The sequence below is a fragment of the Achromobacter sp. PD1 genome, from assembly GCF_048541815.1.
In the GTDB taxonomy this organism is placed as follows: Bacteria; Pseudomonadota; Gammaproteobacteria; order Burkholderiales; family Burkholderiaceae_B; genus Achromobacter; species Achromobacter bronchisepticus_A.
The window spans coordinates 1,617,668-1,638,572 of record NZ_CP183349.1 but is presented as its reverse complement, the minus strand read 5'-3'; the positions used below and the strand labels follow the sequence as shown (position 1 = coordinate 1,638,572).

23 protein-coding genes are annotated in these 20,905 nt (G+C 69.6%); 17 read left to right on the top strand and 6 right to left on the bottom strand.

The features are described 5' to 3' along the window. Positions 1–13 precede the first annotated feature (13 nt). From ACM1PE_RS07695 to ACM1PE_RS07670, 6 genes are all read right to left on the bottom strand, one after another. Entirely contained in the window at positions 14–973 is a 960-nt protein-coding gene (locus ACM1PE_RS07695; protein ID WP_118933743.1) for a proline dehydrogenase family protein, read from the bottom strand. A gap of 73 nt (positions 974–1,046) precedes the next feature. Continuing rightward, entirely contained in the window at positions 1,047–1,949 is a 903-nt protein-coding gene (locus ACM1PE_RS07690) for a DMT family transporter (RefSeq protein WP_059380563.1), read from the bottom strand. A gap of 157 nt (positions 1,950–2,106) precedes the next feature. Continuing rightward, positions 2,107–3,357, bottom strand: coding sequence for a D-amino acid dehydrogenase (locus ACM1PE_RS07685; protein WP_059380562.1), 1,251 nt, complete (start codon positions 3,355–3,357; stop codon positions 2,107–2,109). 108 nt (positions 3,358–3,465) lie between these two features. Beyond that, positions 3,466–3,903: an Rrf2 family transcriptional regulator gene (locus tag ACM1PE_RS07680; protein WP_059380561.1), complete on the bottom strand. Its 438-nt coding sequence runs from the start codon at positions 3,901–3,903 to the stop codon at positions 3,466–3,468. Positions 3,904–3,964: 61 nt separating this feature from the next. Then, positions 3,965–5,182 (bottom strand): NO-inducible flavohemoprotein, encoded by a 1,218-nt coding sequence (hmpA, locus tag ACM1PE_RS07675; protein WP_059380560.1) that lies wholly within the window; start codon positions 5,180–5,182, stop codon positions 3,965–3,967. Positions 5,183–5,270: 88 nt separating this feature from the next. Beyond that, complete coding sequence (locus ACM1PE_RS07670; RefSeq protein WP_419342885.1) at positions 5,271–5,927, bottom strand: 4'-phosphopantetheinyl transferase family protein; 657 nt, start codon at positions 5,925–5,927, stop codon at positions 5,271–5,273. A 112-nt stretch (positions 5,928–6,039) separates the two neighbouring features. Here ACM1PE_RS07670 and ACM1PE_RS07665 point away from each other — a divergent pair, with 112 nt between their 5' ends. From ACM1PE_RS07665 to ACM1PE_RS07585, 17 genes are read left to right on the top strand one after another with little or no spacing between them, the layout of a single operon-like run. Beyond that, the gene (locus ACM1PE_RS07665; protein WP_059380558.1) at positions 6,040–6,765 is read left to right on the top strand and encodes a beta-ketoacyl synthase chain length factor; all 726 of its coding nucleotides are present in this window, start codon (positions 6,040–6,042) and stop codon (positions 6,763–6,765) included. Continuing rightward, positions 6,762–7,601, top strand: coding sequence for a lysophospholipid acyltransferase family protein (locus ACM1PE_RS07660; protein WP_223283414.1), 840 nt, complete (start codon positions 6,762–6,764; stop codon positions 7,599–7,601). Before ACM1PE_RS07665 ends, ACM1PE_RS07660 begins: the two co-directional genes overlap by 4 nt. Positions 7,602–7,605: 4 nt before the next feature. After that, entirely contained in the window at positions 7,606–7,866 is a 261-nt protein-coding gene (locus tag ACM1PE_RS07655) for a phosphopantetheine-binding protein (protein WP_059380556.1), read from the top strand. 17 nt (positions 7,867–7,883) lie between these two features. Then, on the top strand, positions 7,884–8,138 hold the full coding sequence (locus tag ACM1PE_RS07650) for an acyl carrier protein (protein ID WP_013392999.1): 255 nt from the start codon (positions 7,884–7,886) through the stop codon (positions 8,136–8,138). Next, a complete protein-coding gene (locus tag ACM1PE_RS07645; protein WP_251880786.1) occupies positions 8,135–8,683 on the top strand; it encodes a hypothetical protein in 549 nt (182 codons plus the stop codon). Before ACM1PE_RS07650 ends, ACM1PE_RS07645 begins: the two co-directional genes overlap by 4 nt. Positions 8,684–8,686: 3 nt before the next feature. Further along, the gene (locus ACM1PE_RS07640) at positions 8,687–10,387 is read left to right on the top strand and encodes an AMP-binding protein (protein WP_419342881.1); all 1,701 of its coding nucleotides are present in this window, start codon (positions 8,687–8,689) and stop codon (positions 10,385–10,387) included. Then, the gene (locus ACM1PE_RS07635) at positions 10,374–11,126 is read left to right on the top strand and encodes a glycosyltransferase family 2 protein (RefSeq protein WP_419342880.1); all 753 of its coding nucleotides are present in this window, start codon (positions 10,374–10,376) and stop codon (positions 11,124–11,126) included. The genes ACM1PE_RS07640 and ACM1PE_RS07635 overlap by 14 nt, the downstream gene beginning before the upstream one ends. Further along, entirely contained in the window at positions 11,123–12,046 is a 924-nt protein-coding gene (locus ACM1PE_RS07630; RefSeq protein WP_118933736.1) for a glycosyl transferase, read from the top strand. Before ACM1PE_RS07635 ends, ACM1PE_RS07630 begins: the two co-directional genes overlap by 4 nt. Further along, positions 12,039–12,482 carry an acyl-CoA thioesterase gene (locus ACM1PE_RS07625; protein WP_118933735.1) on the top strand — a complete coding sequence of 148 codons (444 nt, stop codon included), beginning with the start codon at positions 12,039–12,041 and terminating at the stop codon, positions 12,480–12,482. Before ACM1PE_RS07630 ends, ACM1PE_RS07625 begins: the two co-directional genes overlap by 8 nt. Next, complete coding sequence (locus ACM1PE_RS07620) at positions 12,479–13,096, top strand: outer membrane lipoprotein carrier protein LolA (RefSeq protein ID WP_251880794.1); 618 nt, start codon at positions 12,479–12,481, stop codon at positions 13,094–13,096. Before ACM1PE_RS07625 ends, ACM1PE_RS07620 begins: the two co-directional genes overlap by 4 nt. Continuing rightward, positions 13,080–15,434, top strand: a complete 2,355-nt coding sequence (locus ACM1PE_RS07615; RefSeq protein ID WP_419342878.1) for an MMPL family transporter — start codon at positions 13,080–13,082, stop codon at positions 15,432–15,434. The genes ACM1PE_RS07620 and ACM1PE_RS07615 overlap by 17 nt, the downstream gene beginning before the upstream one ends. A 19-nt stretch (positions 15,435–15,453) precedes the next feature. Continuing rightward, positions 15,454–16,704 carry an NAD(P)/FAD-dependent oxidoreductase gene (locus ACM1PE_RS07610; RefSeq protein WP_419342876.1) on the top strand — a complete coding sequence of 417 codons (1,251 nt, stop codon included), beginning with the start codon at positions 15,454–15,456 and terminating at the stop codon, positions 16,702–16,704. Between the two features lie 8 nt (positions 16,705–16,712). Further along, positions 16,713–17,270 (top strand): hypothetical protein, encoded by a 558-nt coding sequence (locus tag ACM1PE_RS07605; protein WP_059380573.1) that lies wholly within the window; start codon positions 16,713–16,715, stop codon positions 17,268–17,270. Continuing rightward, complete coding sequence (locus ACM1PE_RS07600; protein WP_419342874.1) at positions 17,267–18,466, top strand: beta-ketoacyl-ACP synthase; 1,200 nt, start codon at positions 17,267–17,269, stop codon at positions 18,464–18,466. The genes ACM1PE_RS07605 and ACM1PE_RS07600 overlap by 4 nt, the downstream gene beginning before the upstream one ends. Next, complete coding sequence (locus tag ACM1PE_RS07595) at positions 18,463–18,918, top strand: hotdog family protein (protein WP_059380547.1); 456 nt, start codon at positions 18,463–18,465, stop codon at positions 18,916–18,918. Before ACM1PE_RS07600 ends, ACM1PE_RS07595 begins: the two co-directional genes overlap by 4 nt. After that, entirely contained in the window at positions 18,915–19,646 is a 732-nt protein-coding gene (fabG, locus tag ACM1PE_RS07590) for a 3-oxoacyl-ACP reductase FabG (protein ID WP_118934558.1), read from the top strand. The genes ACM1PE_RS07595 and fabG overlap by 4 nt, the downstream gene beginning before the upstream one ends. Next, positions 19,646–20,869: a beta-ketoacyl-ACP synthase gene (locus ACM1PE_RS07585; RefSeq protein WP_059380545.1), complete on the top strand. Its 1,224-nt coding sequence runs from the start codon at positions 19,646–19,648 to the stop codon at positions 20,867–20,869. Before fabG ends, ACM1PE_RS07585 begins: the two co-directional genes overlap by 1 nt. The last annotated feature ends 36 nt before the right edge of the window (positions 20,870–20,905 follow it).

The window sequence follows — 20,905 nt, the reverse complement described above, 5'->3', positions numbered from 1 at the left end:
GTGCGTGGGGCGCCTAGCCGAAGTAGCTCTGGTCCGAGGTCAGCGTGCGGGCCAGCAGCCATGCGTTGCGGGGATTCTCGCCCACGCGGCGCACGGCATATGGCCACCAGTCGCCGCCAAAGGGCAGATAGACCCTGACGTTATAGCCCAAACGGCGCAGCGCGAGCTGCCAGTCCGGCCGCACGCCGTAGAGCATTTCGAATTCGAAGGCTTCGGGCGGCCAGCCGCGCTCCCGCGCCAGCGCCAGGATGGCGCCGGCCAGGCGGTCGTCATGGGTGCCGAAGACGGGCTGGAAGCCGGAATCCAGCGCCTCGCGCGACAGCATGATGGCGGCGGCGTCCAGATAGGCCTGGTCGATGCGCGCGCGGCCGGCATGGTCCAGCGCGCGCTCCGGAAACGCGCCCTTGACCAGCCGCAGCGACGTGCGCTGGCGAATCGCCCAGGCCAGGTCCTGCGGCGTGCGGCGCCGCTGCGCCTGTAGCGTCAGGCCTGCCGGTATGCCGGCTTGCAGCAGTTCGCGGTGCAAGGCGCAGGTGCGGTCACAGATGGAGGAATCTTCCATGTCCAGCACCATCCAGTCGCGTCCCAGGCCGACCGTCCGGCGCGCCGCCAGGCCGATGCGCCGGGCATTGTCGCGGCCCAGCGCATCGTCGCGCATATAGCCGATGGCCGTGGGATCGACCGACACGTGCACGTCCAGCCCCGCATGCTCCAGCGCCCGGCAGGCGCCGAGCGCCTGGGCCACGTTTTGCTCGATGGCCTGGGGATCGTCCACATATTCGCCCAGGTAGAAGAGCGAGGCGCGGATGCCGTGCGCCTCGCGCAGCCTGGCGGCCGTGCGGACGGCGGCGTCGACGTCCGCGCCGCCGACGAAACGGGCCGCCAGCGACGTGCGGGCCGCCATGGCCCGCATCGCCCGCCCCACGCCCGGGCTGCGCGCCAGCGCGATCGCGGTTCTCTGGAACATGCTCATGGGCTCTCTCCCTATAAAGAGAGCCACTGTGCCGGTGCGGCGCGCGCCCGTCTTGAACGCCAGTGAAAACTGCCTAATCCAGCGCCAGCCCGCGGGCGCGACCGAACAGCGGGCGCTGCACCGTCTGCGCCAGCAGCACGCCGGCCAGCGTCACCGCGCCGCCCAGCAGGTGGTACAGGTGCAGCTGCTCGCGCAGCATGACGAAAGCGGCCAGCGCGGTGAACAGCGGCAACAGGTTGATGAAGATGCTGCAGCGATTGGGCCCCAGCCGCTGCACGCCTTCGATCCACAGGAAGGACAGCAGCACCGACGAGAAGATGCCCGCGTACAGGATCAGCGGCACCGTGTTCATGTCCAGCGCAGCCTGCGCCGCCGGCACGCGCAGGTACAGCGGCAGCATGTAGAGCAGCGCGAAGATCGATTGCACGAAGGTGGACTGCCAGGCCGGCAGCGGCACCTTCCAGTGGCGCAGCAGCACGCCGTACAGCGCATAGGACAAGGCGGCCAGCAGCATCAGGCCGTCACCGACGTGGATGCCGTGCTGGAACACGCTCAGCATGTCGCCCTGGCCCACCAGGTACAGCAGGCCGAGGAACGACAGCGCGCCGCCGGCGGCCATGCCCAGGGTCAGCGGATCGCGCAGGATCACCACGCTGAGCAGCATGCTCAGCAAGGGAATCAGCGCGGTCAGGATGGCCATGTTGGTGGCGGTGGTGGTTTCGGCTGCGCGATAGGACAGCGCCTGGAACACTGCCGACGACAGGGCGCCGTACAGCGCCAGCTTGGGCCAATGGCGCAGGATGGTCTTGCGGTTGCGCCAGGCCGGGCCGGCCGTGAACAGGCCCATCAGGAACAGGGCCAGCACCAGCCGGTAGAAGGTGATGGCGGTGGGTGAGATGGCGCTGGCGGCCATCTTGGAGACGATGACGTTGCCCGCCCAGAACAGGATGGCGAACAACGGAAACAAGTAGGACATGGTGGTTGCGCTCGGAGGATGAGAGATGGCCTCCTGCCGCCTGCGACGCCCCTTTGGGGCGACGCAGGCGGCAGGAGTATCGCTATCCTATTGAGCGCAATCTAGCCCGTCTGCCGATGAAAAGGCAGCCACTATCGCAAAATGGACATTCCCCGTATCAGGGGCGGAACGGCGCCGGATCCAGCGGCAGCTCCAGTCCGCCCATCTGGGCCGTCAACAGCGCGGCGCTGCCGCAGGCCAGGGTAAAGCCCAGCGCGCCCTGCCCGATGTTCAGCCACAGGTTGTCGGCGGCATGGCTGCGCCCGATCAGAGGCTTGCTGGTGGGGGTGGCCGGACGCAGCCCCGCCCAAGGTACTGCCTGGCGCAGGTCCAGCGCCGGAAACGCCTCGTGCACCTGGCGCTTGAGCAACCCGATGCGCGCCGTGTCGATGCCGGCATCGGCGCTGCCGATGTCGACCATGGCCGCGATCCGCAGCACGCCGCCGACGCGGGCGTAGACGATGCGCCTTTCGTAGTCCGTGACGCTGATGCGCGGCGCCACCGAGTCGTCGTCCTCGGCCAGCGGCACGCTCAGGCTGTAGCCCTTCAGGGGATACAGCGGCACGTCATGGCCCAGCGGTTTGAGCAGCGTGCGCGTGCCGATGCCGGTGGCCAACACGATGGCGTCGGCGCCGATGTCGCCGTCGCGCGTGTTCACCGCCACGATGCGGCGCCCTTCGCGCTGCAGGCCGGACACCGGATTGGACATGGCGCATTGCACGTTGGCCATGGTCTGCAGGCGGTCGAACAGCGCCTCGGTGAACTGGCGGCAGTCGCCCGCCTCTTCGCTGGGGGTGTAGATGGCCCCGGCCAGGCTTGCGCCCATGCCGGCCAGCGCGGGTTCCAGCGCCAGCGTCTGGGCGGCGTCCAGCACCTGCTGTTCGGCGCCGTGGTCGGCCTGGTACGCCACCAGTTCGCGCGCCTTGTCCAGCAGGGCCGGACTGCGGTAGGCGATGAGCTTGCCGTTCTTCAGATGGCCGAAATCCAGGTCTTCCTGCTCCAGCAGCGAATGCATGACGTCCCGGCTCAGATAGGACAGGCCAGCCAGCTGGACCGTGGAAGCCTTGGCCACCGAGGCCCGGCACGCCAGCGCGAATTGCAGGCACCAGCGCCATTGATGGGGATCCAGCCTGGGCCGGAAACGCAGCGGGGAATCCTCGCGCAGCAGCCAGCCCGGCACGCTGGGCAGCACGCCGGGACCGGCCAAAGGCGCCACGTAGCTATAACTGAGCTGGCCGCCATTGGCGTAGCTGGACACCTCGGCCGGACGCGCCTGGCTGTCCACCAGCACCACGTCATGGCCCTGGCGCGCCAGGAAATAGGCCGACGTGACGCCCACGACGCCAGCGCCGATTACGCAAACCCGCATACTCTTAGATCCAGAAAGACAGGGACACCGCGCTATTCTGGGACGCGCCCCGCCCGTCCGGCAAATGCCAAACTCCGCAGGGTCCATAACAAAACATCATGCCCCGCCTCAGGCGACGCGGTGCAGCTTGATGATGGCGGCGGCCGTGGGGTCGCGCACCAGATCGGCCAGGGTGTAGCCGTTGAGCGCCTCGTAGAAGGCCTGCAAGGTTTGCGCCAGCACGCCGGACAAGCGGCACGCACCGTCCAGCGCACAGGGAGGCTCGCGGCAGTCGATCAGCGGCCCCTGCTGCTCCAGCTGCCGGATCAGGTCGCCCAGCCGGTAGCGGTCGGCGGCCTGCGACAGCCGCAGGCCGCCGCCCTTGCCGCGCGAGGTGCTGACCCAACCCTGCTGCGCCATGAAGTGCACCACCTTCACCAGATGATTGCGCGACACGCTGAAGCGGTCGGCGATCTCCGGAATGGTGACGGCGGCGGACCGGTCGCGGCATTGCGTCAGGTACATCAGGACGCGCAGGCCGAAATCGGTGAATCGGGTCAGTTGCATGGCAGGGACGAAAGGAATGGGCGCTGGCGGCCCGGAAACTCAGGCCGCCAGGATACACCGCTCAAGCGGGCGCGCCGCCGCTGCCGAAGGCTTCGGCATGGATGCGGTCCGCGGGCACGCCCAGGCCGGTCAAGGCCTCGCGCTGCGCGCGCATGAAGCCGGCCGGGCCACACAGGTAGTAGTCCGCGCCAGGCACGATGACTTCGTCGCGGATGGCGTTCAGGTCCACCCGGCCGGCGTAATCGTAGTCGCGGCCCGGCTGGTCGCCGTGGCCGACCTCCTCGTAGAACACGGCCTTGCGCACGTTGGCGCGTTCGGCGGCGATGCTGTTGACGTGATCGCGCATGGCGTGGACCGAGTTGTTGCGGCAGCCATGCACGAAACGGATCTGGCGCTCGTCGTTCAACCCCACCAGATGGTTCAGGATGGAGACCATGGGCGTCAGGCCCACGCCGCCGCTCAGCAGCACCACCGGCGCGCTGCCTTCGTCGCGCAGATGGAAATCGCCCTGGGGCGGCGCCACGTCCAGCACCCCGCCCTCTTCCAGGCGGTCATGCAGGGCATTGGAAACCCGGCCGGCCGGCGTATCGGCGCCAGCCGCTTCGCGCTTGACCGAGATGCGCAGGCGGTCCTGGCCCGGCGCGTCGGACAGGCTGTACTGGCGCGGCTGCATCAGGCCCAGTTCGGGCACGAACACGCGCACCGACACGTACTGGCCGGGGCGGTAGGCGGGCACTTCGCCGCCATCGGCCGGCGCCAGGTAGAAGGACGTGATCTCGGCGCTTTCGCGCTGCTTGCCGACCACGCGGAACGCGCGCCAGCCAGTCCAGCCGCCCGGCTTGGCGGCCGACTCCGCGTACAGGCGCGCCTCTTCGGCGATCAGCAGGTCGGCCAGTTGGCCGTAGGCCGCGGCCCAGGCAGCCACCAGTTCTTCCGTCGCCGCCTCGCCCAGCACTTCGCTGATGGAGGCCAGCAGATGCTTGCCCACGATCTGGTAGTGCTCGGGCCGGATGCCGAGGCTGACATGCTTGTGCACGATGCGCGTCACCACGGGCATCAGCACCGAGGGATCGTCGATGTGCTCGGCATAGGCCGCGACCGCGCCGGCCAGCGCCTGCTGCTGCTCGCCGCCGGCTTGGTGGCCTTGATTGAAGACATGCTTGAGCTCGGGGTTGTGCTTGAACATGCGGGCATAGAAATGCTTGGTCAGCGCAACGCCGTGCGTCTTGAGAACGGGCGCCGTGCCCTTGACCAGGGCGCGGATTTGGGGACTCAACATCAACTGCTCCTTGTGGCGCGATCGGAATCGCCATTAAACATGCATTTATAATACATCTTTAAATGCCCACTGAAAAACACCGGGCGATTCAATCCAGTCCGGAAGTCCACCCGCCCAGGATGGCAAGCGGCGGTAACACGCAATCGGCCCCGGCGCGCCATTGGGGTCGCGCTGCGTCGTCAGCCGGTCCGCGCCACGCCACGGACGCGATCCAGTCCTCGCCCAGGCGCCACGAACAGGCGCGCCACCGCCCCGGCGGCGCACGCAGGCGCCACCCCGCCTTGCCGTCGAACGCCAGGCCCACTGCGGCCATGTCCGCGGGGAAATCCAGTCCGGCCGCCTTGATGAAGGCTTCCTTCAGCGTCCACAAGAGATAAAAGCGTTCCAATTGGGCTGCGCCTTCCAGGCCGGCCAGCGCGGCTTGCTCGGCCGGCGCGCATACCCACTCGGCCAGGCGCAGGACCTCGCGCGGCCGCACTCGCTCCAGATCGGCGCCCAGTTGCCACCCCAGCGGGGCGGACGCGCAGACCGCGTGACCGCCGCTATGGCTGAGCGACAGGGTTGCAAGCGGCATGGCCTGCCTGGCGTCCTGCAGCAGCGCCCTGCTGACCCGCCAATCGACCTGGGCCTTCGAACTGCGCAGCGCCGGCGCACGCGCGGCGTCCGCGGCCGACAGGTCCTGGCTGCGGTAGCCAGCAGCGGCGCCTTTGTCCGCCCACCAGATTAAAAGTTCCTGAACGCTCACGGGAGAAAGTAACAAATAGCAAGCTTAAGTGTAAGAAATACAGGAAATATTGTGTATTATGTAACGTTTTAAATCAAAATGGCCTGACATCGCCATAGTAGAATCGCGCGCTATGTTGACGTTTTCGATCGCGCAATGGCAGGGTTGGGCGCAAGGAATCGATGGCCCCAGCGACTGGTTGAAATGGGCCGAACATCCGTTCTGCCCGATCGGAAATCAGAATCCGCCCCGCCTGGACTTCCTGCCTCCCTTGCAACGCCGCCGCCTGAGCCCGCTGGCTCGCGGGGTGTTCGAGTGCGCGTGGCCGTTGGCCGAGGGACGCCCGCCCATGCCGCTGGTATTTGCCTCCCGCCATGGCGAAACCACCCGCAACTTCGGCCTGCTGCAAGCACTGGCGGCGGACGAACCCTTGTCGCCCACGGCCTTCGGCCTGTCGGTCCACAACGCCATCGCCGCGCAGTGGTCGATCATACGCCGCGAAACCACCGAATCCGTGGCCTTGTCGGTGGAAGACGACGGCCTGGAGCATGCCTGCATCGAAGCGTCGATGCTGTTCGACGCCGGCCACCAGGACGTGCTCGTGGTGCTGGCCGAGGAACGGCCGCCCGCGCCTTACGCCCCCTGGATGGATGACGCGCCCTACGCTTATGCGGTCGCCCTGCATCTGCAGCCCGGCGCCGACTGGACCTTGGCCCTGGCTCCGCAGGCGCCCGATGCCGCCCGCGGCGCGCAGGCCTGGCCCAATCCCCTGAACCTGCTGCGCCACCTCCTGCTGCGCACGCCCGGCTGGCGCCACGCCAACCGCTCCCGACTATGGAACTGGACACGCACGGCATGACGAGCGCCACACCACCGCGGCAGGACTTCTGGCTCTGGCGCCTGTTCGCCACCGGCATGGCCTTCACCCTCTTCGGGCTGGGCGGCGTGCTGCTGCGCGTGCTGGTGTTCCCGCCGCAGCGCTTGCTGCCCGGCGACAAGGCGGACCGCCAGCGCCGCGCGCGCGGCGCGCTGAACGGCACCTTCCGCCTGTTCATCCGTTTCATGGTCCGAACCGGCATCCTGACCGTGGAATTCAAGGGCGCCGAACGTCTCGGCAAGCCCGGACAGATGATCCTGGCCAACCACCCTTCGCTGTTGGACGTGGTGTTCCTGGTGGGCCACGTCAAGAACGCCAACTGCATCGTCAAGCACGGCCTGGCCACCAACCCGTTCACCCGCGGCCCGGTGGCCAATGCCGGCTACATCACCAACGACGAAAGCTTCGACATGTTCGACCGCGCCGCCGACGTGCTGCGCGCGGGCGAGACCCTGATCGTCTTTCCGGAAGGCACGCGCACGCCGCGCGACGCCATGCCGCGCTTTCATCGCGGCGCCTGCGCCATCGCGCTGCGCGGCGCGCGCGTGGTCACGCCCGTGGTCATCAGCATGAATCCCCGCAGCCTGACCAAGGGCGAGCCCTGGTACCGGATTCCTCCCTGCCGCATGCGCTACGTGATCCGCGTGGGCGAGGACATCGATCCCGCCGCCTGGAGCGGCGCGCACCCGCTGCCCATCGCCGGACGCAAGATGAACGATTACCTGCACGCCTATTTCGAAGCCGAGCTGGCGCCCGCCGCGCCCGCCGGCGCCATCATGAATGAACAACCGCCCCAGGCGGTGGAAGTGGAGTCCTGACCGGATGAACCAACTGGAATTTGAACTCAAGACCCTCGTCATCGAATCGCTGGGCCTGGAGGACATCGCGCCCGACGATATCGACAGCGATGCCCACCTCTTCGGCGACGGACTGGGACTGGACTCGGTGGACGCCCTGGAGCTGGGCCTCGCGCTGCAAAAGCGCTACGGCATCACCATCGATCCCGAAACGCGCAACATGCGCGAGCATTTCGCCAGCATCGCCAAGCTGGCCGAGTTTGTCGGCGCCCAACGCCGCGCCTAATGGATATGGAGTCCAGGATGCATACCCGCGACGAAATCTTCAATACGCTGCGCGGCGCGCTGGTCGAACTGTTCGAGATCGAACCTGAACGCATCACGCCCGAAGCGAACCTGTACACGGATCTGGAGATCGACAGCATCGACGCCATCGACCTCATCGACCACGTGCGCCGCCAGACCGGCCGCAAGCTCGACGCCAACGACTTCCGCACCGTGCGCACGGTCGAGGACGTGGTGCAGGCCATGTGCCAGAAACAGGACCCCGCGGCATGAGACGCGGCGTGGCGGCAGCCCTGGCCGTGGCCGGCATCGCCTATCCCTTCGCCGTCCACGCGGCGCTGGGACGGGTGAGCCCCGCCTGGCTGGCGCTGCCGCTGGCCCTGCTGTGGCTGGCGCGCGGCCTGACCGCGGATGCCGCCCGGCCGGGCGCGCGCCTGCTGCCCGCCGTGGCGGTGGCGTTCTGCCTGATCCTGGCCATCTCGAATTCGCAAGACTGGCTGCGCTGGTATCCGGTGCTGGTCAACGGCATGATGCTGGCGATCTTCGGCGCCAGCCTGCGGCGCGGCCGCCCCGTGATCGAACAACTGGCCCGCCTGCGCCATCCCGACCTGCCGCCTGAAGGCGTGCGCTACACCCGCAATGTCACCCGCGTGTGGTGCGCCTTCTTCGCCCTGAACGGCAGCGTGGCCGCGGCGCTGGCGGCCTGGGGCCCCTGGAGCTGGTGGACCGCCTACAACGGCGCCGTGAGCTATGTCCTGATGGGCCTGCTATTGGCGGGCGAATGGCTGCTGCGCCCCGCCGCTGCCAAGGCGGCGTAAAGCATGGCCTGGACCGATCTCTCGCAGCTGCTGCTGCCCGCCCCGCCTGACTTGGCCGGCGCCCTGGTCGCCGACGAGCCGCCGCTGACGCGCAAGGCCTTTGCGTGCGCCAGCCTGCAGGCTGCGGGCGCCTTGCAGGCCAGGCAGCTGCGGCGCGTCGCGATCTGGTTCGAGGACGCCGCGCAGATGGCCGTCGCCCTGTTCGCCTGCTGGCGCGCCGGCGCGGTCGCGGTGCTGCCGGGCGATGCCCAGGCGCAGACCTGCGCCATGCTCGACGCCACGGTGGATGCCTGGCTGAGCGACACCGAACTGCCACTGCCGGCGCAACGGCTGTGCCGGCTGGCCGACCTGCAAGGCCACGCGCCGCTCGCGCCCGCCGAACTGGATTCCGCGTTGACGCTGGTGCTGTGCACCTCGGGATCCAGCGGCACGCCCAAACATATCGCCAAGCACTGGCGGCAACTGATGGAAGAAGTCCGCGCGCTGCAACGGCAATGGCCCGATGCGCGCGGCCCCGTGCTGGGCAGCGTATCGGCGCAGCACATGTACGGCCTGCCCTTCAGGGTGCTGTGGCCGCTGTGCGCGGGACGCCAGCTGGACCGGCCGCAGCGCCTCTATCCCGAAGAACTGCAGCAGGCCAGCCTGCGCCATCCGGCCTGCACCTGGATCGCCAGCCCCGCGCTGCTGCGCCGCCTGGGACAGCGGCTGGATTGGAACCAGTTGCGTGGCCGCCTGACCCGCATCCACTCCTCCGGCGGCGAACTGCCCGCCGAGGCATCCGACCATATCGCGCAGCACCTGGGCCTGCGCCCCAGCGAGATCTACGGCAGCTCCGAAACCGGCGCCGTCGCCTGGCGCGAAGGCGACAGCCCCTGGCAGCCACTGCCAGGCGTGGCCGTCGAACTGAACGCCGAAGGCGCCCTGCGCGTGCAATCGCCCTGGGTCAACCCCGCCGAGGCGCAGACCGCCGACGGCGCGGAGCTTGCGCATGGCGGTTTCCGGCTGCTGGGGCGCCTCGACCGCATCGTGAAGATCGAGGAAAAGCGCATTTCGCTGCCCATGCTGGAACAGGCGCTGGCGCGCCATCCCTACGTTGCCGAAGCGCGCCTGGGCGGTCTGGCCGGGGCCACGCGCCTGGCCGCGCTGGTCGCCCTGTCGGCGCGGGGCCTGCATGCCTTGCGCAACCAGGGCCGCAAGGCGGTCGTGGACGCCCTGCGCGCGCATCTGGCCGCAGGCTTCGAATCGCTGGCCATTCCACGCACCTGGCGCTTCTTCGCACAGCTGCCCGCCAACGCCCAAGGCAAGCTGCCGCGCAGCCTGTTCGACGCCGCCGCGGGCGCCCGGCCGCTTGCGCCCGAGGCGGTGGAACTGCCCCGCCCGTCGGAGCACGAACGCCGCTATGCGCTGGAAATTCCCTACGACCTCGCCCATTTCAGCGGCCATTTCCCCACGGCTCCCGTTGTGCCCGGGGTGGCCCAGATCGGCTGGGCCATGTCGCTGGCGCAACGCGACCTTCATCCCGAGCTGCGTTTCGCCGGCATGGAGGCGCTGAAATTCCAGCGGCTGCTGCGTCCGGGCGATACCGCCATGCTGGCGCTGAAATGGGACGCCGCGAAGCAGAAGCTGTATTTCACCTACACGGTCAACGACGCGCCCTGCTCGTCCGGCCGCATTCTGCAGGCAGGCGGCCATGACCCCGCATAAGCTCTGCGCGCTCATTCCCGTGTACAACCACGGCGCCACGGTCGCCGCGGTGCATGCGCAGCTGGTGGCGCAAGGCTTGCCCTGCGTGCTGGTGGACGACGGCTCCGAGCCGTCTTGCGCGGCGGCGCTGGATGCGCTGGCGACCCAGCCGCATACGCATCTGCTGCGGCGCGCGGTCAACGGCGGCAAGGGCGCGGCGGTGCAGGACGGACTGCGCGCGGCGGCGGCGCTGGGCTATACCCACGCCTTGCAGGTCGACGCCGACGGCCAGCACGCCCTGGCGGACGCGGCGGCCTTGGCGGCGGCCTCCCGCGCCCGGCCCGAAGCCCTTGTGTGCGGCGCGCCGCTGTATGGCGACGATGTGCCGCGCAGCCGTCTCTACGGCCGCTGGCTGACGCGCGTGTGGGTCTGGATCAACACGCTTTCGCTCGACATCCCCGACGCCATGTGCGGTTTCCGCGTCTACCCGCTGGCCGCGGCGCTGCCCGTGATCGACGGCGCGCGCGTAGGCCGGCGCATGGATTTCGACATCGCCGTCCTGGTGCGCCTGCACTGGCGCGGGGTCGCGATGGTGTGGCTGCCGACGCGCGTGGCCTACCCGGAAGACGGCATTTCCCACTTCAAGGGCCTGCGCGACAACCTGCTGATCAGCCGCATGCATGCGGGCCTTTTCTTCGGCATGCTGGCGCGCTCGCCGGCGCTGCTGTGGCGCAGGCTTGCCGGAGGTCCGCGTCCATGAACGCCGCCGATCAGCATTGGGCCGATCAGCCCGAGCGCGGCAGCGCCTTGCTGATGCGCCTGACGGCCTGGGCCGCGCGCACCCTGGGCCGCCGCCTCGTCGCGCCCGTGGTCTGGCTGGTCGTGCTGTATTTCTATGCCAGCGGCAGCCGCGCCCGGCGTTCGATCGCGGCCTACCAGCGCCGTCTGGCGCAATCCGGCGCGCTGGCCGAGCCGCTGCCGCGCCGCATGCCGGTCTACCGGCAGTACCTCGCGTTCGCCAACGCCATCCTCGACAAGCTGGACGTCTGGCAGGGCAAGATCACGATGGCCCATCTGGACATCGCCGACCCTGACGGCCTGCATGCGCAAATGGGCAGGAACCGTGGCCAGATCCTGGTCGGCTCGCACCTGGGCAATATCGAGGTCTGCCGCGCGCTGGCGGAGCAAAGCGGCACCTTGAAACTCAATGTGCTGGTGCACGACAAGCACGCGGTTCATTTCAACCGCCTGCTCCACGAGGCCGGCGGCGGACTGCGCATGATCCAGGTCAGCGAGCTGGATGCTCCCGCCATGCTGGACCTGGCGCAGCGCCTGGACCGCGGCGAATGGCTGGCCATCGCCGGCGACCGCGTGCCGCTGCAGGGCGACCGTTGCACGCCCGTGGACTTCCTGGGCGCCAGCGCGCTGCTGCCGCAAGGCCCCTGGCTGCTGGCCGGCCTGTTGCGCTGCCCGGTCAACCTGCTGTTCTGCACGCGCCACGGCGCGCGCTACCGCGTGGCGATGGAACGCCTGTCGGACGGCATCGAATGGACGCGCGCCACGCGCCAGGCCCGCATCGCCGAGCTGGCCCAGCGCTACGCCGACCGCCTTGCCGCGCACTGCCGCCTGGCGCCGCTGCAATGGTTCAACTTCTACCCTTTCTGGAAAGACGATGCGTAAACGGGGCGTCATCGGCGCTGAAGTCGAAATCCGCGTGCCCTTCTTCGACGTGGATCCCCTCAACGTGGTCTGGCACGGACACTACGTCAAATACCTGGAACAGGCCCGCTGCGAGCTGCTGGACCTGCTGGGGCACAACTACGACGCCATGCGCGCCAGCGGCTACGCCTGGCCGGTCATCGACCTGCATCTGCGCTATGCGCAGCCCGCGCAATTCGGCCAGCGCCTGACGGTGCGCGCCGAACTGGTGGAATGGGAGCACCGGCTGAAGATCAACTACCTGATCCTGGACGCCGCCAGCGGCCAGCGCCTGACGCGAGCCACGTCCGAACAGGTGGCGGTCTGCATCCAGACCCGCGAAATGCAATTGACCTCGCCCGCCGCGCTGGTCGACGCCGTGCGGCGCAAGCTGCAATCGATGGAGACGCCCGCATGACGCGCCGCCTGGTTTTCATGCGCCGCCTGTGCGCCCTGCTGGCCCTGGCCCTGCTGCCCCTGGCCGCCCGCGCCTTCGACCTGGCCGATCTGCAAACGCAACTGAACGCCACGCCTGTCGTGCGCGGCCATTTCGTGCAGCAGAAGTTCCTGCGCTCGCTACCGCAGCCGCTGACCAGCCGCGGCGATTTCACGCTGGCGGCGGGCAAGGGCCTGCTGTGGCTGCTGCGCACGCCGATCGCGCAGGACCTGCGCATCGACGCCCGCGGCATCTCGCGGCGCGATGAAGCCGGCAAATGGCAGGCCCTGCCGCAACACGCCGGCGCCGGCCGCGAGAACCGGCTGTTCCTGTCCGTGCTGGCAGGCGACACCGCCGGGCTGCGCGAAAACTTCGACCTGGCGCTCAGCGGCGACGCCGATGCCTGGCAGCTGCTGCTGACGCCGCGCTCGGCGCTGCTGCGGCAGATCTTTGACAACATCCAGATCAACGGCGGCAAGCTGGTCGACCGCATCGAGCTGCGCGAGACGCAGGGTGACCGCAGCGTGCTGCAGATGACGGATGCGCAGGCCGCCCAGGCCCTGACCGCCGAGGAGCAACGTGCGTTCGCCGATTGAGCGCTGGCTGCCACGGCTGTTCAAGCTGGGGCTGCTGCTGATTCTCTGCGCCGGCGCCTGGCAAAGCCGCCATGGCTGGCCGGTGTCGGCCAACCTGATGGAGCTGGTGCCCCAGGCCGGCGCCGACGCCACGCGCCAATTGGCCGAGGCCCGCATCCAGGAACCCCTGTCGCGGCAGCTCATCGCGCTGGTCGCGGCTCAAAGCGCGAACGCCGGCGCGGATGCCGCAGCCCCCGCACGCCTGCTGGCGCAGCGCTGGACCGACAGCGGCCTGTTTTCTTCCGTGCAGGTGGAACTGCAAGTCGACGTGCCCGCGCTGCGCGCGCAACTGCTGGCGGGCAGGCTGGCCATGCTCCCTGCGGCCGACCGGCATCAGCTCGAGACCGATCCCGCGGCCTACGCCCAGCGCCGCGCGCGCGAACTCTTCGATCCGTTTTCATCTTCGGGCCTGGTGCCGGCGGACCAGGACTGGCTGGGCCTGACGCGCCGCGCCGAACAGGCGCTGCGCCCGGGCGGCGCGGTGCAGTACGACATGGGCACGGGCACGCTGCAGGCCGAACACGCCGGCAGGCGCTGGATGCTGGTGCGCGCCGAAACCCGCGGCGATGCCTTCGACGCGGCCGCGCCCCAGCAAATCGCCGCGCAGCTCGAACAGGACCGCGCGGCACTCGGCGCGGCCGGCGCCGAGCTGCTGGTGGCGGGCGGTCCCCTGTACGCGGCCGCGGGCCGGGCGCAAGCGGTTGCCGAAAGCAGCTGGATCGGTACCGGCGCCACCATCGGCATCGTGCTGGTCCTGCTGCTGGCGCTGCGGCGCGTGCGCGCGCTGCTGGCTTTCGTGCCGGTCGCCGTCGGGCTGCTGACGGGCGCGGTGGCCTGCGTGGCGGTGTTCGGCTCCATCCATGTCCTGACCCTGGTGATCGGCGCCAGCCTGATCGGGGTGGCGGTGGATTTCCCCATGCACTGGCTGGGCAAGAGCTATGGCATGACCGACTGGCAGGCCTGGCCCGCGCTGCGGCGCGTCCTGCCCGGGCTCACCATCAGCCTCGCCGCCAGCCTGGTCGGCTACGTCGCGCTGGCGTTCACGCCGTTTCCCGCGCTGACGCAGACCGCGGTGTTTTCGGCCGCTGGCCTGCTGGGCGCCTACGCCTGCACCGTGTGCCAGTTGCCGGCCTGGATGGACGGCTGGCGGCCCCGCCCCTGGCAGCCGCTGCTGCGCTTTGCCGAGGCCGCGCTGCGCGCGCGTCAGCGCCTGGCCGGACGCCGCGCCGCGCTCTGGCTGGGCGCCCTGGCCCTTATCGCCGCCACTGCCGGCGGCATCAGCCGGCTGAGCATCCAGGACGATCTGCGGCAATGGCTCAGCCTGCCCGCGCCCTTGCTGCAGCAGGCCCGGCAGATCGGCGAAATCACCGGCTTCATGCCGACCAGCCAGTTCTTCCTGGTGCGCGCGCCCGACGCCGACGAGTTGCTGCGCAGGCAGGCGCGGGTGTCGCAGGCGCTGGACGCGCTGGTCGCGCGCGGCGATCTCGCCGCCTACAACGCCTTGAGCCAGCTGGTCTCGCCGGCTGCCGACCAGAAGGCGCTGGGCGCGACGCTGGCCGGCCTGGCCGCGCAGCCCGACGCCTGGAAGCCGCTCACCGACATCGGCATCCCCTACGCGGCCATGCGCCAGGAACTGGAGTCCATGGCCGCGCTGCCGCCGCTGGCCATCGAGGACGCGTTGCAAGGCCCGCTGGCGGAGCGCTGGCGGCCGCTATGGCTGGGCCTGCGCGACGGGCAGGCTGCGGGCATGGTGACCTTGCTGGGCCTGCGCGACGCGTCCGCGCTGGAGGCCATCGCCCAGGTTGCGCCGGACGTCACGCTGGTGGACCGCAGCGGCGAACTGAACCGCATGTTCGCGGCCACGCGCATCGAAGCCGCCGAACTCAAGCTGCTGTCCTATGGGGTCGCGGCGCTGTTGCTGCTGCTGACCCTGGGCCGCGCCGCCGCCTGGCGCATCCTGGCCGTGCCGCTGGCGGCCACCGCATGCAGCCTGGCCGCGCTGGGCTACCTGGGCCAGCCGCTAACCCTGTTCAGCCTGTTCGGCCTGCTGCTGGTGTCGGCCATCGGGGTGGACTACGCCATCTTCATGTACGAACGGGTCGCGGGCGCGGCCGCCAGCCTGGTCGGCATCCTGCTGGGCGCAGCCACCACGCTGCTGTCCTTCGGACTGCTCGCCGTCAGCCAGACGCCCGCCATCGCCAACTTCGGGCTGGCGGTGGCGCTGGGCGTGGCCTTCTCGCTGCTGTGGGCGCCCTGGATCAATCCGCCGCGCGCAGCCGCAGCATCCTGCTTTCAATAACTAAAAGGACATCTCCGGCATGGAACATCGCGAAGTTGTAGTCATAGGAGCGGGACCGGCAGGCGCGGTCGCCGCCGCCCTGTTGAAGCGCCAGGGACATGACGTCCTGATGCTGGAACGCCAGCAGTTTCCGCGCTTTTCCATCGGCGAAAGCCTGCTCGCCCATTGCCTGGAGTTCGTGGAGGAAGCGGGCATGCTGCCGGCGGTGCAGGCCGCCGGCTTCCAGGTCAAGAACGGCGCCGCCTTCGCCTGCGGCGAACGCTACACCCACTTCGATTTCCGCGACAAGTTCAGCCCTGGCCCCGGCACCACGTTCCAGGTGCAACGCGCGCACTTCGACAAAGTCCTGGCGGACGATGCCGCCCGCCAGGGCGTGGAAGTGCGCTATCTGCAGGAAGTGACGGCGGCCGATTTCGACGGCGACGACGGCCCCCTACTGGACGTGCGCAGCGCTGACGGCACTTCCTATCAAGTGAAGAGCCGGTTCGTGCTCGACGCCAGCGGCTACGGCCGCGTGCTGGCGCGCCTGCTGGACCTGGAGCGTCCGTCGTCGATGCCGCCGCGCAAGGCCATCTTCACCCATATCGAAGACCGCATCGACGACCCCGGCTTCGACCGCGAGAAGATCCTGATCAGCGTGCATCCGCAAGAACGCGGCATCTGGTACTGGCTGATCCCCTTCTCCAACGGCCGCTGCTCGTTCGGCGTCGTGGGCGGCGAAAACCTCTTTGGCGGCCCCGGCCAGGACCTGATGGCCACGCTGCGCGAGATGGCCGACGCCGCGCCCAATCTCAAGCGCGTCCTGAAGCACGCCGTCTGGGACACGCCCGCCAACACCATCGGCGGCTATTCGGCCAGCGTGCGGCAGCTGCACGGCCCCGGTTACGCGCTGCTGGGCAACGCGGCGGAATTCCTCGACCCGGTCTTTTCCTCGGGCGTCACCATCGCCCTGCGTTCGTCCAAGCTGGCGGCCGAGGCGCTGCACCGCCAACTGACGGGTGCGCAGGTCGACTGGCAGGCCGATTTCGCCGATCCGCTGATGGTGGGCGTGGAAACCTTCCGCGCCTATGTCCAGGGCTGGTACAGCGGCGAATTCCAGGACGTGGTCTTCTACGAGCACGCGCAGCCCGAGATCCGGCGCATGATCAGCTCCGTCCTGGCGGGCTACGCCTGGGACCGGAACAACCCCTTCGTCGCCAACCCGCAGCGCCGCCTGCGCATGCTGAGCGAACTGTGCCGCGGCGCCGAAGCGCAGCCGCTGCCCGCCTGATTCCGACCATGTCCGCCACCCGCTCCTCCTTCCTGTCCGCCGCGCGCACGCTGGGCGCGCTGCTGGCGCTCGCCCTGCTGGCGGGCTGCGCGGGCGCGCCGCCCGTGCCGGCGCGCGACGCGGACTTTCCGCTGCCGCGTCAGCTGCATGTGCTGCAGTCTGCCGCCGGCCAGCCCGCGCTGGACACGCTCTTGGTGGTGCAGCGCGAAGGCGCCGCCTTGCGCTGGTCGCTGTTCGACCCCATGGGCGTGCCGCAGGCGCGGCAGATGCTGGAACGCGGCCAATGGCGCAACGACGGCTTCCTGCGGCCCAACGCCCAGGCGCGCGATCTGTTCGCCGCCCTGATCTTCGCGTGGACGCCCGAAGCGGAACTGGATGCGGCCTACGGCGCCGGCAACTGGCGCGCCAGCCGCGAGGACGGCGGCGCGGCGCAACGCGAACTGCTGGACCGGGGCCGACCGCGCTGGAGCGTGCGCTGGCCAGCGGCCGCACAGGCCGGCACGTTCACCATCACCACCGCAGACCAGGTCACCTGGCGGATCTCGCCCTTGAAGGAGCAGCCATGAACACCTGGTTGGGTACCCCCGGCGTGGTGTGCGCGCTGGGCGCCGGCATCGACGCGGTAGCCCGCGCCGCCTTCGCCGGCGACACCTTGGGCATGCGCCCGCAGCCGGATTGGGTCCATGGCCGCACGCTGACGCTGGGCGGCCATGCGGACGCGCTGCCGCCCATCCCCGACACGCTGCCCGCGCATCACCACAGCCGCAACAACCAATTGCTGCTGGCAGCCGCATTGCAGATCGAGCCGCAATTGCGCGCCGCCGTGGCCCGCCATGGCGCCCACCGCGTCGCCGTGGTGCTGGGCACCAGCACTTCCGGCGTCAACGACAATGCGCCCGCCTTCCGCCAGTTGGCGGCGCAAGGCGCATGGCCGGACGGCTACGACTACCGCCGCCAGGCCTTGTCGTCTCCCGCCGCGTTTTTCGCGGACTGGCTGGGCGCCACCGGCCCCGCCTATACGCTGTCCACGGCCTGCACCTCCAGCGCCCGCGCCCTGCTGTCCGCGCGCCGCCTGCTCGCCTCGGGCCTGTGCGACGCCGTGGTCTGCGGCGGCGCGGACACCCTGTGCCGCCTGACCATCAACGGCTTCGCCACGCTGGAAGCCATCGACGACACGCTGTGCCTGCCCTTCTCCGCCAACCGCCGCGGCATCAACATCGGCGAAGCCGGCGTGCTGTTCCTGATGGAGCGCGAGCCCGCGGGGGAGCGCTCCGTGGCGCTGCTGGGCGGCGGCGCCAGCTCCGACGCCTGGCACATGTCCGCGCCCGAGCCCAGCGGCGCCGGCGCGCGGGCAGCCATGCAGGCCGCGCTGCGATCCGCCGGCGTGGACGCGGCCAGCATAGGCTGGGTCAATCTGCACGGCACCGGCACGCTCCACAACGACGCCATGGAAAGCCTGGCCATGCACGCCGTTTTTCCGCAGGGCGTGCCCTGCGCCTCGACCAAGGCGCTGACCGGCCACGCGCTGGGCGCGGCAGGCGCGCTGGAAGCGGCGCTGGCCTGGGCCACGCTGTCGGCCGGCAATGCCCAAGGACGGCTGATGCCCCACGTCTGGGACGGACAGCCCGATCCCGCCCTGCCGGCGCTGGATTTCAGCACCGCGCAGCACCGCTACGCCCAAGGCCGGCCGCGCCTGGCCATGAGCAATTCCTTCGCCTTCGGCGGCAACAACGCCAGCCTGATCCTGGGAGCCCAAGCATGACGACTTGGCCCGTCTCCAGCCTGCTGCCGCACGCCGGCGACATGATCCTGATCGACGAGGTCTGCAGCCACGACGCCGACAGCCTGACCGCGCGCGCCCTGGTCAAGCCCGGCCCCTACTCGCTGCCCGACGGCTCCTTGCCGCCATGGCTGGGCATGGAGCTGATGGCGCAAGCCGTGGGCGCCTGGGCCGGTTGCCAGGCGCGCCAGGCGGGCGACCCCGTCAAGCTGGGCTTTCTGCTCGGCACGCGGCGCTACGAAAGCCATGCCGACGCGCTGCCCGCCGGCGCCCGCCTGACCATACACGCGCGCCGCGGGCTGGTCGACGCCAGCGGCATGAGCGTCTTCGAATGCGAACTGCGCGACGACGCGCGCCTGCTGGCCGAGGCCAGGCTGAACGTCTATCAGCCCAAGGACCCCACCGCTTTTATCCAGGAAGAATCACCCGAATGAGCGCTGCCCCCATACTCGTAACCGGCTCGAGCCGCGGCATCGGCCGCGCCATCGCGCTGGCCCTGGCCGACGCCGGCCACGACCTGGTGCTGCACTGCCGCCAGCAACTCGACCAGGCCCAGGCCGTGCAAGCCGAGGTCCAGGCGCGCGGACGCCAGGCGCGCGTGCTGCAATTCGACGTGGCGGACCGCCAGCAATGCGCCGCCGCCCTGCAGGCCGACATCGACGCGCACGGCGCCTATTACGGCGTGGTCCTCAACGCCGGCCTGACCCGCGACGGCGCGTTTCCCGCCCTGACCGGCGACGATTGGGACCAGGTGCTGCGCACCAACCTGGACGGCTTCTACAACGTGCTCAGTCCGCTCGCCATGCCCATGATCCGCCGCCGCGCGCCTGGCCGCGTGGTCTGCATGGCGTCCGTGTCCGGCCTGGTGGGCAACCGCGGCCAGGTGAACTACAGCGCCTCCAAGGCCGGCCTCATCGGCGCCGCCAAAGCCCTGGCCGTGGAACTGGCCAAGCGCCAGATCACCGTCAACTGCGTGGCGCCGGGGCTGATCGACACCGACATGATCGACGAGCACGTGCCGGTCGAGGAAATCCTGAAGGCCGTGCCAGCGCAACGCATGGGACGGCCCGAGGAAGTGGCCGCCACCGTCGTGTTCCTGATGTCTCCCGGCGCCGCCTACATCACGCGCCAGGTCATCGCCGTCAACGGAGGACTCTGCTGATGAAACGCGTCGTCATCACCGGCATGGCCGGAATCAGCGCGCTCGGCAACGACTGGGCCAGCGTGCAGCAGGCGTTCCAGACGGGCCGCAGCGCCATCCGCGTCATGCCCGACTGGTCGCGCTACGCCGAACTCAACACCCGCCTGGCCGGCCCCATCGAGGACTTCCGCACGCCCGCGCACTGGACCCGCAAGCAACTGCGCAGCATGGGACGGGTTTCCCAACTGGCGGTGCGCGCCGCGGAACTGGCGCTGGACGACGCGGCGCTGCTGGGCGATCCGCGCATCGCCGACGGCCGCATGGGCGTGGCCTGCGGCTCGTCGGTGGGCAGCACGGCCGAAATCCGCGCCTTCGGCAACATGCTGCTCAACGGCGTCACGGACGACCTCAACGCCAATTCCTACGTCCGCATGATGCCCCACACCACCGCGGCCAACGTCGGCATCTTCTTCGAACTGAAGGGCCGCATCATCCCGACGTCCAGCGCCTGCACCTCGGGCAGCCAGGGTATCGGCTACGCCTACGAGGCCATCCGCTACGGCCGCCAGGAGCTGATGCTGGCGGGCGGCGCGGAAGAGCTGTGCGCCAGCGAAGCCCTGGTGTTCGACGCGCTCTACGCGACCAGCCAGAAAAACGACACGCCCGAACTCACGCCCCGCCCCTACGACCGCGACCGCGACGGCCTGGTGATCGGCGAAGGCGGCGGCATGCTGGTGCTGGAATCGCTGGACCACGCGCTGGCGCGCGGCGCGCGCATCCATGCGGAAATCGTCGGTTTCGGCAGCAATTCGGACGGCACCCACATCACGCGCCCGGAAGCCAGCACCATGCGCATTGCGATGGAAATGGCGCTGGCCGACGCCAGCCTGCCGCCGCAAGCCATCGGCTACGTCAACGGCCACGGCACCGCCACGGAACAGGGCGACATCGCCGAAACGCAGGCCACGCACGGCCTGTTCGGCAGCCGCATGCCCATCAGCTCGCAGAAGAGCTACCTGGGCCACACCTTGGGCGCCTGCGGCGTGCTGGAGTCGTGGTTCAGCATCGAGATGCTCAACCGCGACTGGTACGCGCCCACGCTCAACCTGCGCAACGTCGATCCGCGTTGCGGCGAACTCGACTACCTGACCGAGGGCCGCAGCATGAGCAACGAATATGTCATGAACAACAACTTCGCCTTTGGCGGCATCAACACCTCGTTGATCTTCCGCCGCTGGCGCTGAAGTCCGCAATACCCGCGTTTTTCCCTCTCACGAATG

What these genes read in the sequence shown, in the direction of transcription:
- ACM1PE_RS07695 (WP_118933743.1), bottom strand. Translation starts at nt 973, where the DNA reads ATGAGCATGTTCCAGAGAACCGCGATCGCGCTGGCGCGCAGCCCGGGC.
- ACM1PE_RS07690 (WP_059380563.1), bottom strand. Translation starts at nt 1,949, where the DNA reads ATGTCCTACTTGTTTCCGTTGTTCGCCATCCTGTTCTGGGCGGGCAAC.
- ACM1PE_RS07685 (WP_059380562.1), bottom strand. Translation starts at nt 3,357, where the DNA reads ATGCGGGTTTGCGTAATCGGCGCTGGCGTCGTGGGCGTCACGTCGGCC.
- ACM1PE_RS07680 (WP_059380561.1), bottom strand. Translation starts at nt 3,903, where the DNA reads ATGCAACTGACCCGATTCACCGATTTCGGCCTGCGCGTCCTGATGTAC.
- hmpA (WP_059380560.1), bottom strand. Translation starts at nt 5,182, where the DNA reads ATGTTGAGTCCCCAAATCCGCGCCCTGGTCAAGGGCACGGCGCCCGTT.
- ACM1PE_RS07665 (WP_059380558.1), top strand. Translation starts at nt 6,040, where the DNA reads ATGTTGACGTTTTCGATCGCGCAATGGCAGGGTTGGGCGCAAGGAATC.
- ACM1PE_RS07660 (WP_223283414.1), top strand. Translation starts at nt 6,762, where the DNA reads ATGACGAGCGCCACACCACCGCGGCAGGACTTCTGGCTCTGGCGCCTG.
- ACM1PE_RS07655 (WP_059380556.1), top strand. Translation starts at nt 7,606, where the DNA reads ATGAACCAACTGGAATTTGAACTCAAGACCCTCGTCATCGAATCGCTG.
- ACM1PE_RS07650 (WP_013392999.1), top strand. Translation starts at nt 7,884, where the DNA reads ATGCATACCCGCGACGAAATCTTCAATACGCTGCGCGGCGCGCTGGTC.
- ACM1PE_RS07645 (WP_251880786.1), top strand. Translation starts at nt 8,135, where the DNA reads ATGAGACGCGGCGTGGCGGCAGCCCTGGCCGTGGCCGGCATCGCCTAT.
- ACM1PE_RS07640 (WP_419342881.1), top strand. Translation starts at nt 8,687, where the DNA reads ATGGCCTGGACCGATCTCTCGCAGCTGCTGCTGCCCGCCCCGCCTGAC.
- ACM1PE_RS07635 (WP_419342880.1), top strand. Translation starts at nt 10,374, where the DNA reads ATGACCCCGCATAAGCTCTGCGCGCTCATTCCCGTGTACAACCACGGC.
- ACM1PE_RS07630 (WP_118933736.1), top strand. Translation starts at nt 11,123, where the DNA reads ATGAACGCCGCCGATCAGCATTGGGCCGATCAGCCCGAGCGCGGCAGC.
- ACM1PE_RS07625 (WP_118933735.1), top strand. Translation starts at nt 12,039, where the DNA reads ATGCGTAAACGGGGCGTCATCGGCGCTGAAGTCGAAATCCGCGTGCCC.
- ACM1PE_RS07620 (WP_251880794.1), top strand. Translation starts at nt 12,479, where the DNA reads ATGACGCGCCGCCTGGTTTTCATGCGCCGCCTGTGCGCCCTGCTGGCC.
- ACM1PE_RS07610 (WP_419342876.1), top strand. Translation starts at nt 15,454, where the DNA reads ATGGAACATCGCGAAGTTGTAGTCATAGGAGCGGGACCGGCAGGCGCG.
- ACM1PE_RS07605 (WP_059380573.1), top strand. Translation starts at nt 16,713, where the DNA reads ATGTCCGCCACCCGCTCCTCCTTCCTGTCCGCCGCGCGCACGCTGGGC.
- ACM1PE_RS07600 (WP_419342874.1), top strand. Translation starts at nt 17,267, where the DNA reads ATGAACACCTGGTTGGGTACCCCCGGCGTGGTGTGCGCGCTGGGCGCC.
- ACM1PE_RS07595 (WP_059380547.1), top strand. Translation starts at nt 18,463, where the DNA reads ATGACGACTTGGCCCGTCTCCAGCCTGCTGCCGCACGCCGGCGACATG.
- fabG (WP_118934558.1), top strand. Translation starts at nt 18,915, where the DNA reads ATGAGCGCTGCCCCCATACTCGTAACCGGCTCGAGCCGCGGCATCGGC.
- ACM1PE_RS07585 (WP_059380545.1), top strand. Translation starts at nt 19,646, where the DNA reads ATGAAACGCGTCGTCATCACCGGCATGGCCGGAATCAGCGCGCTCGGC.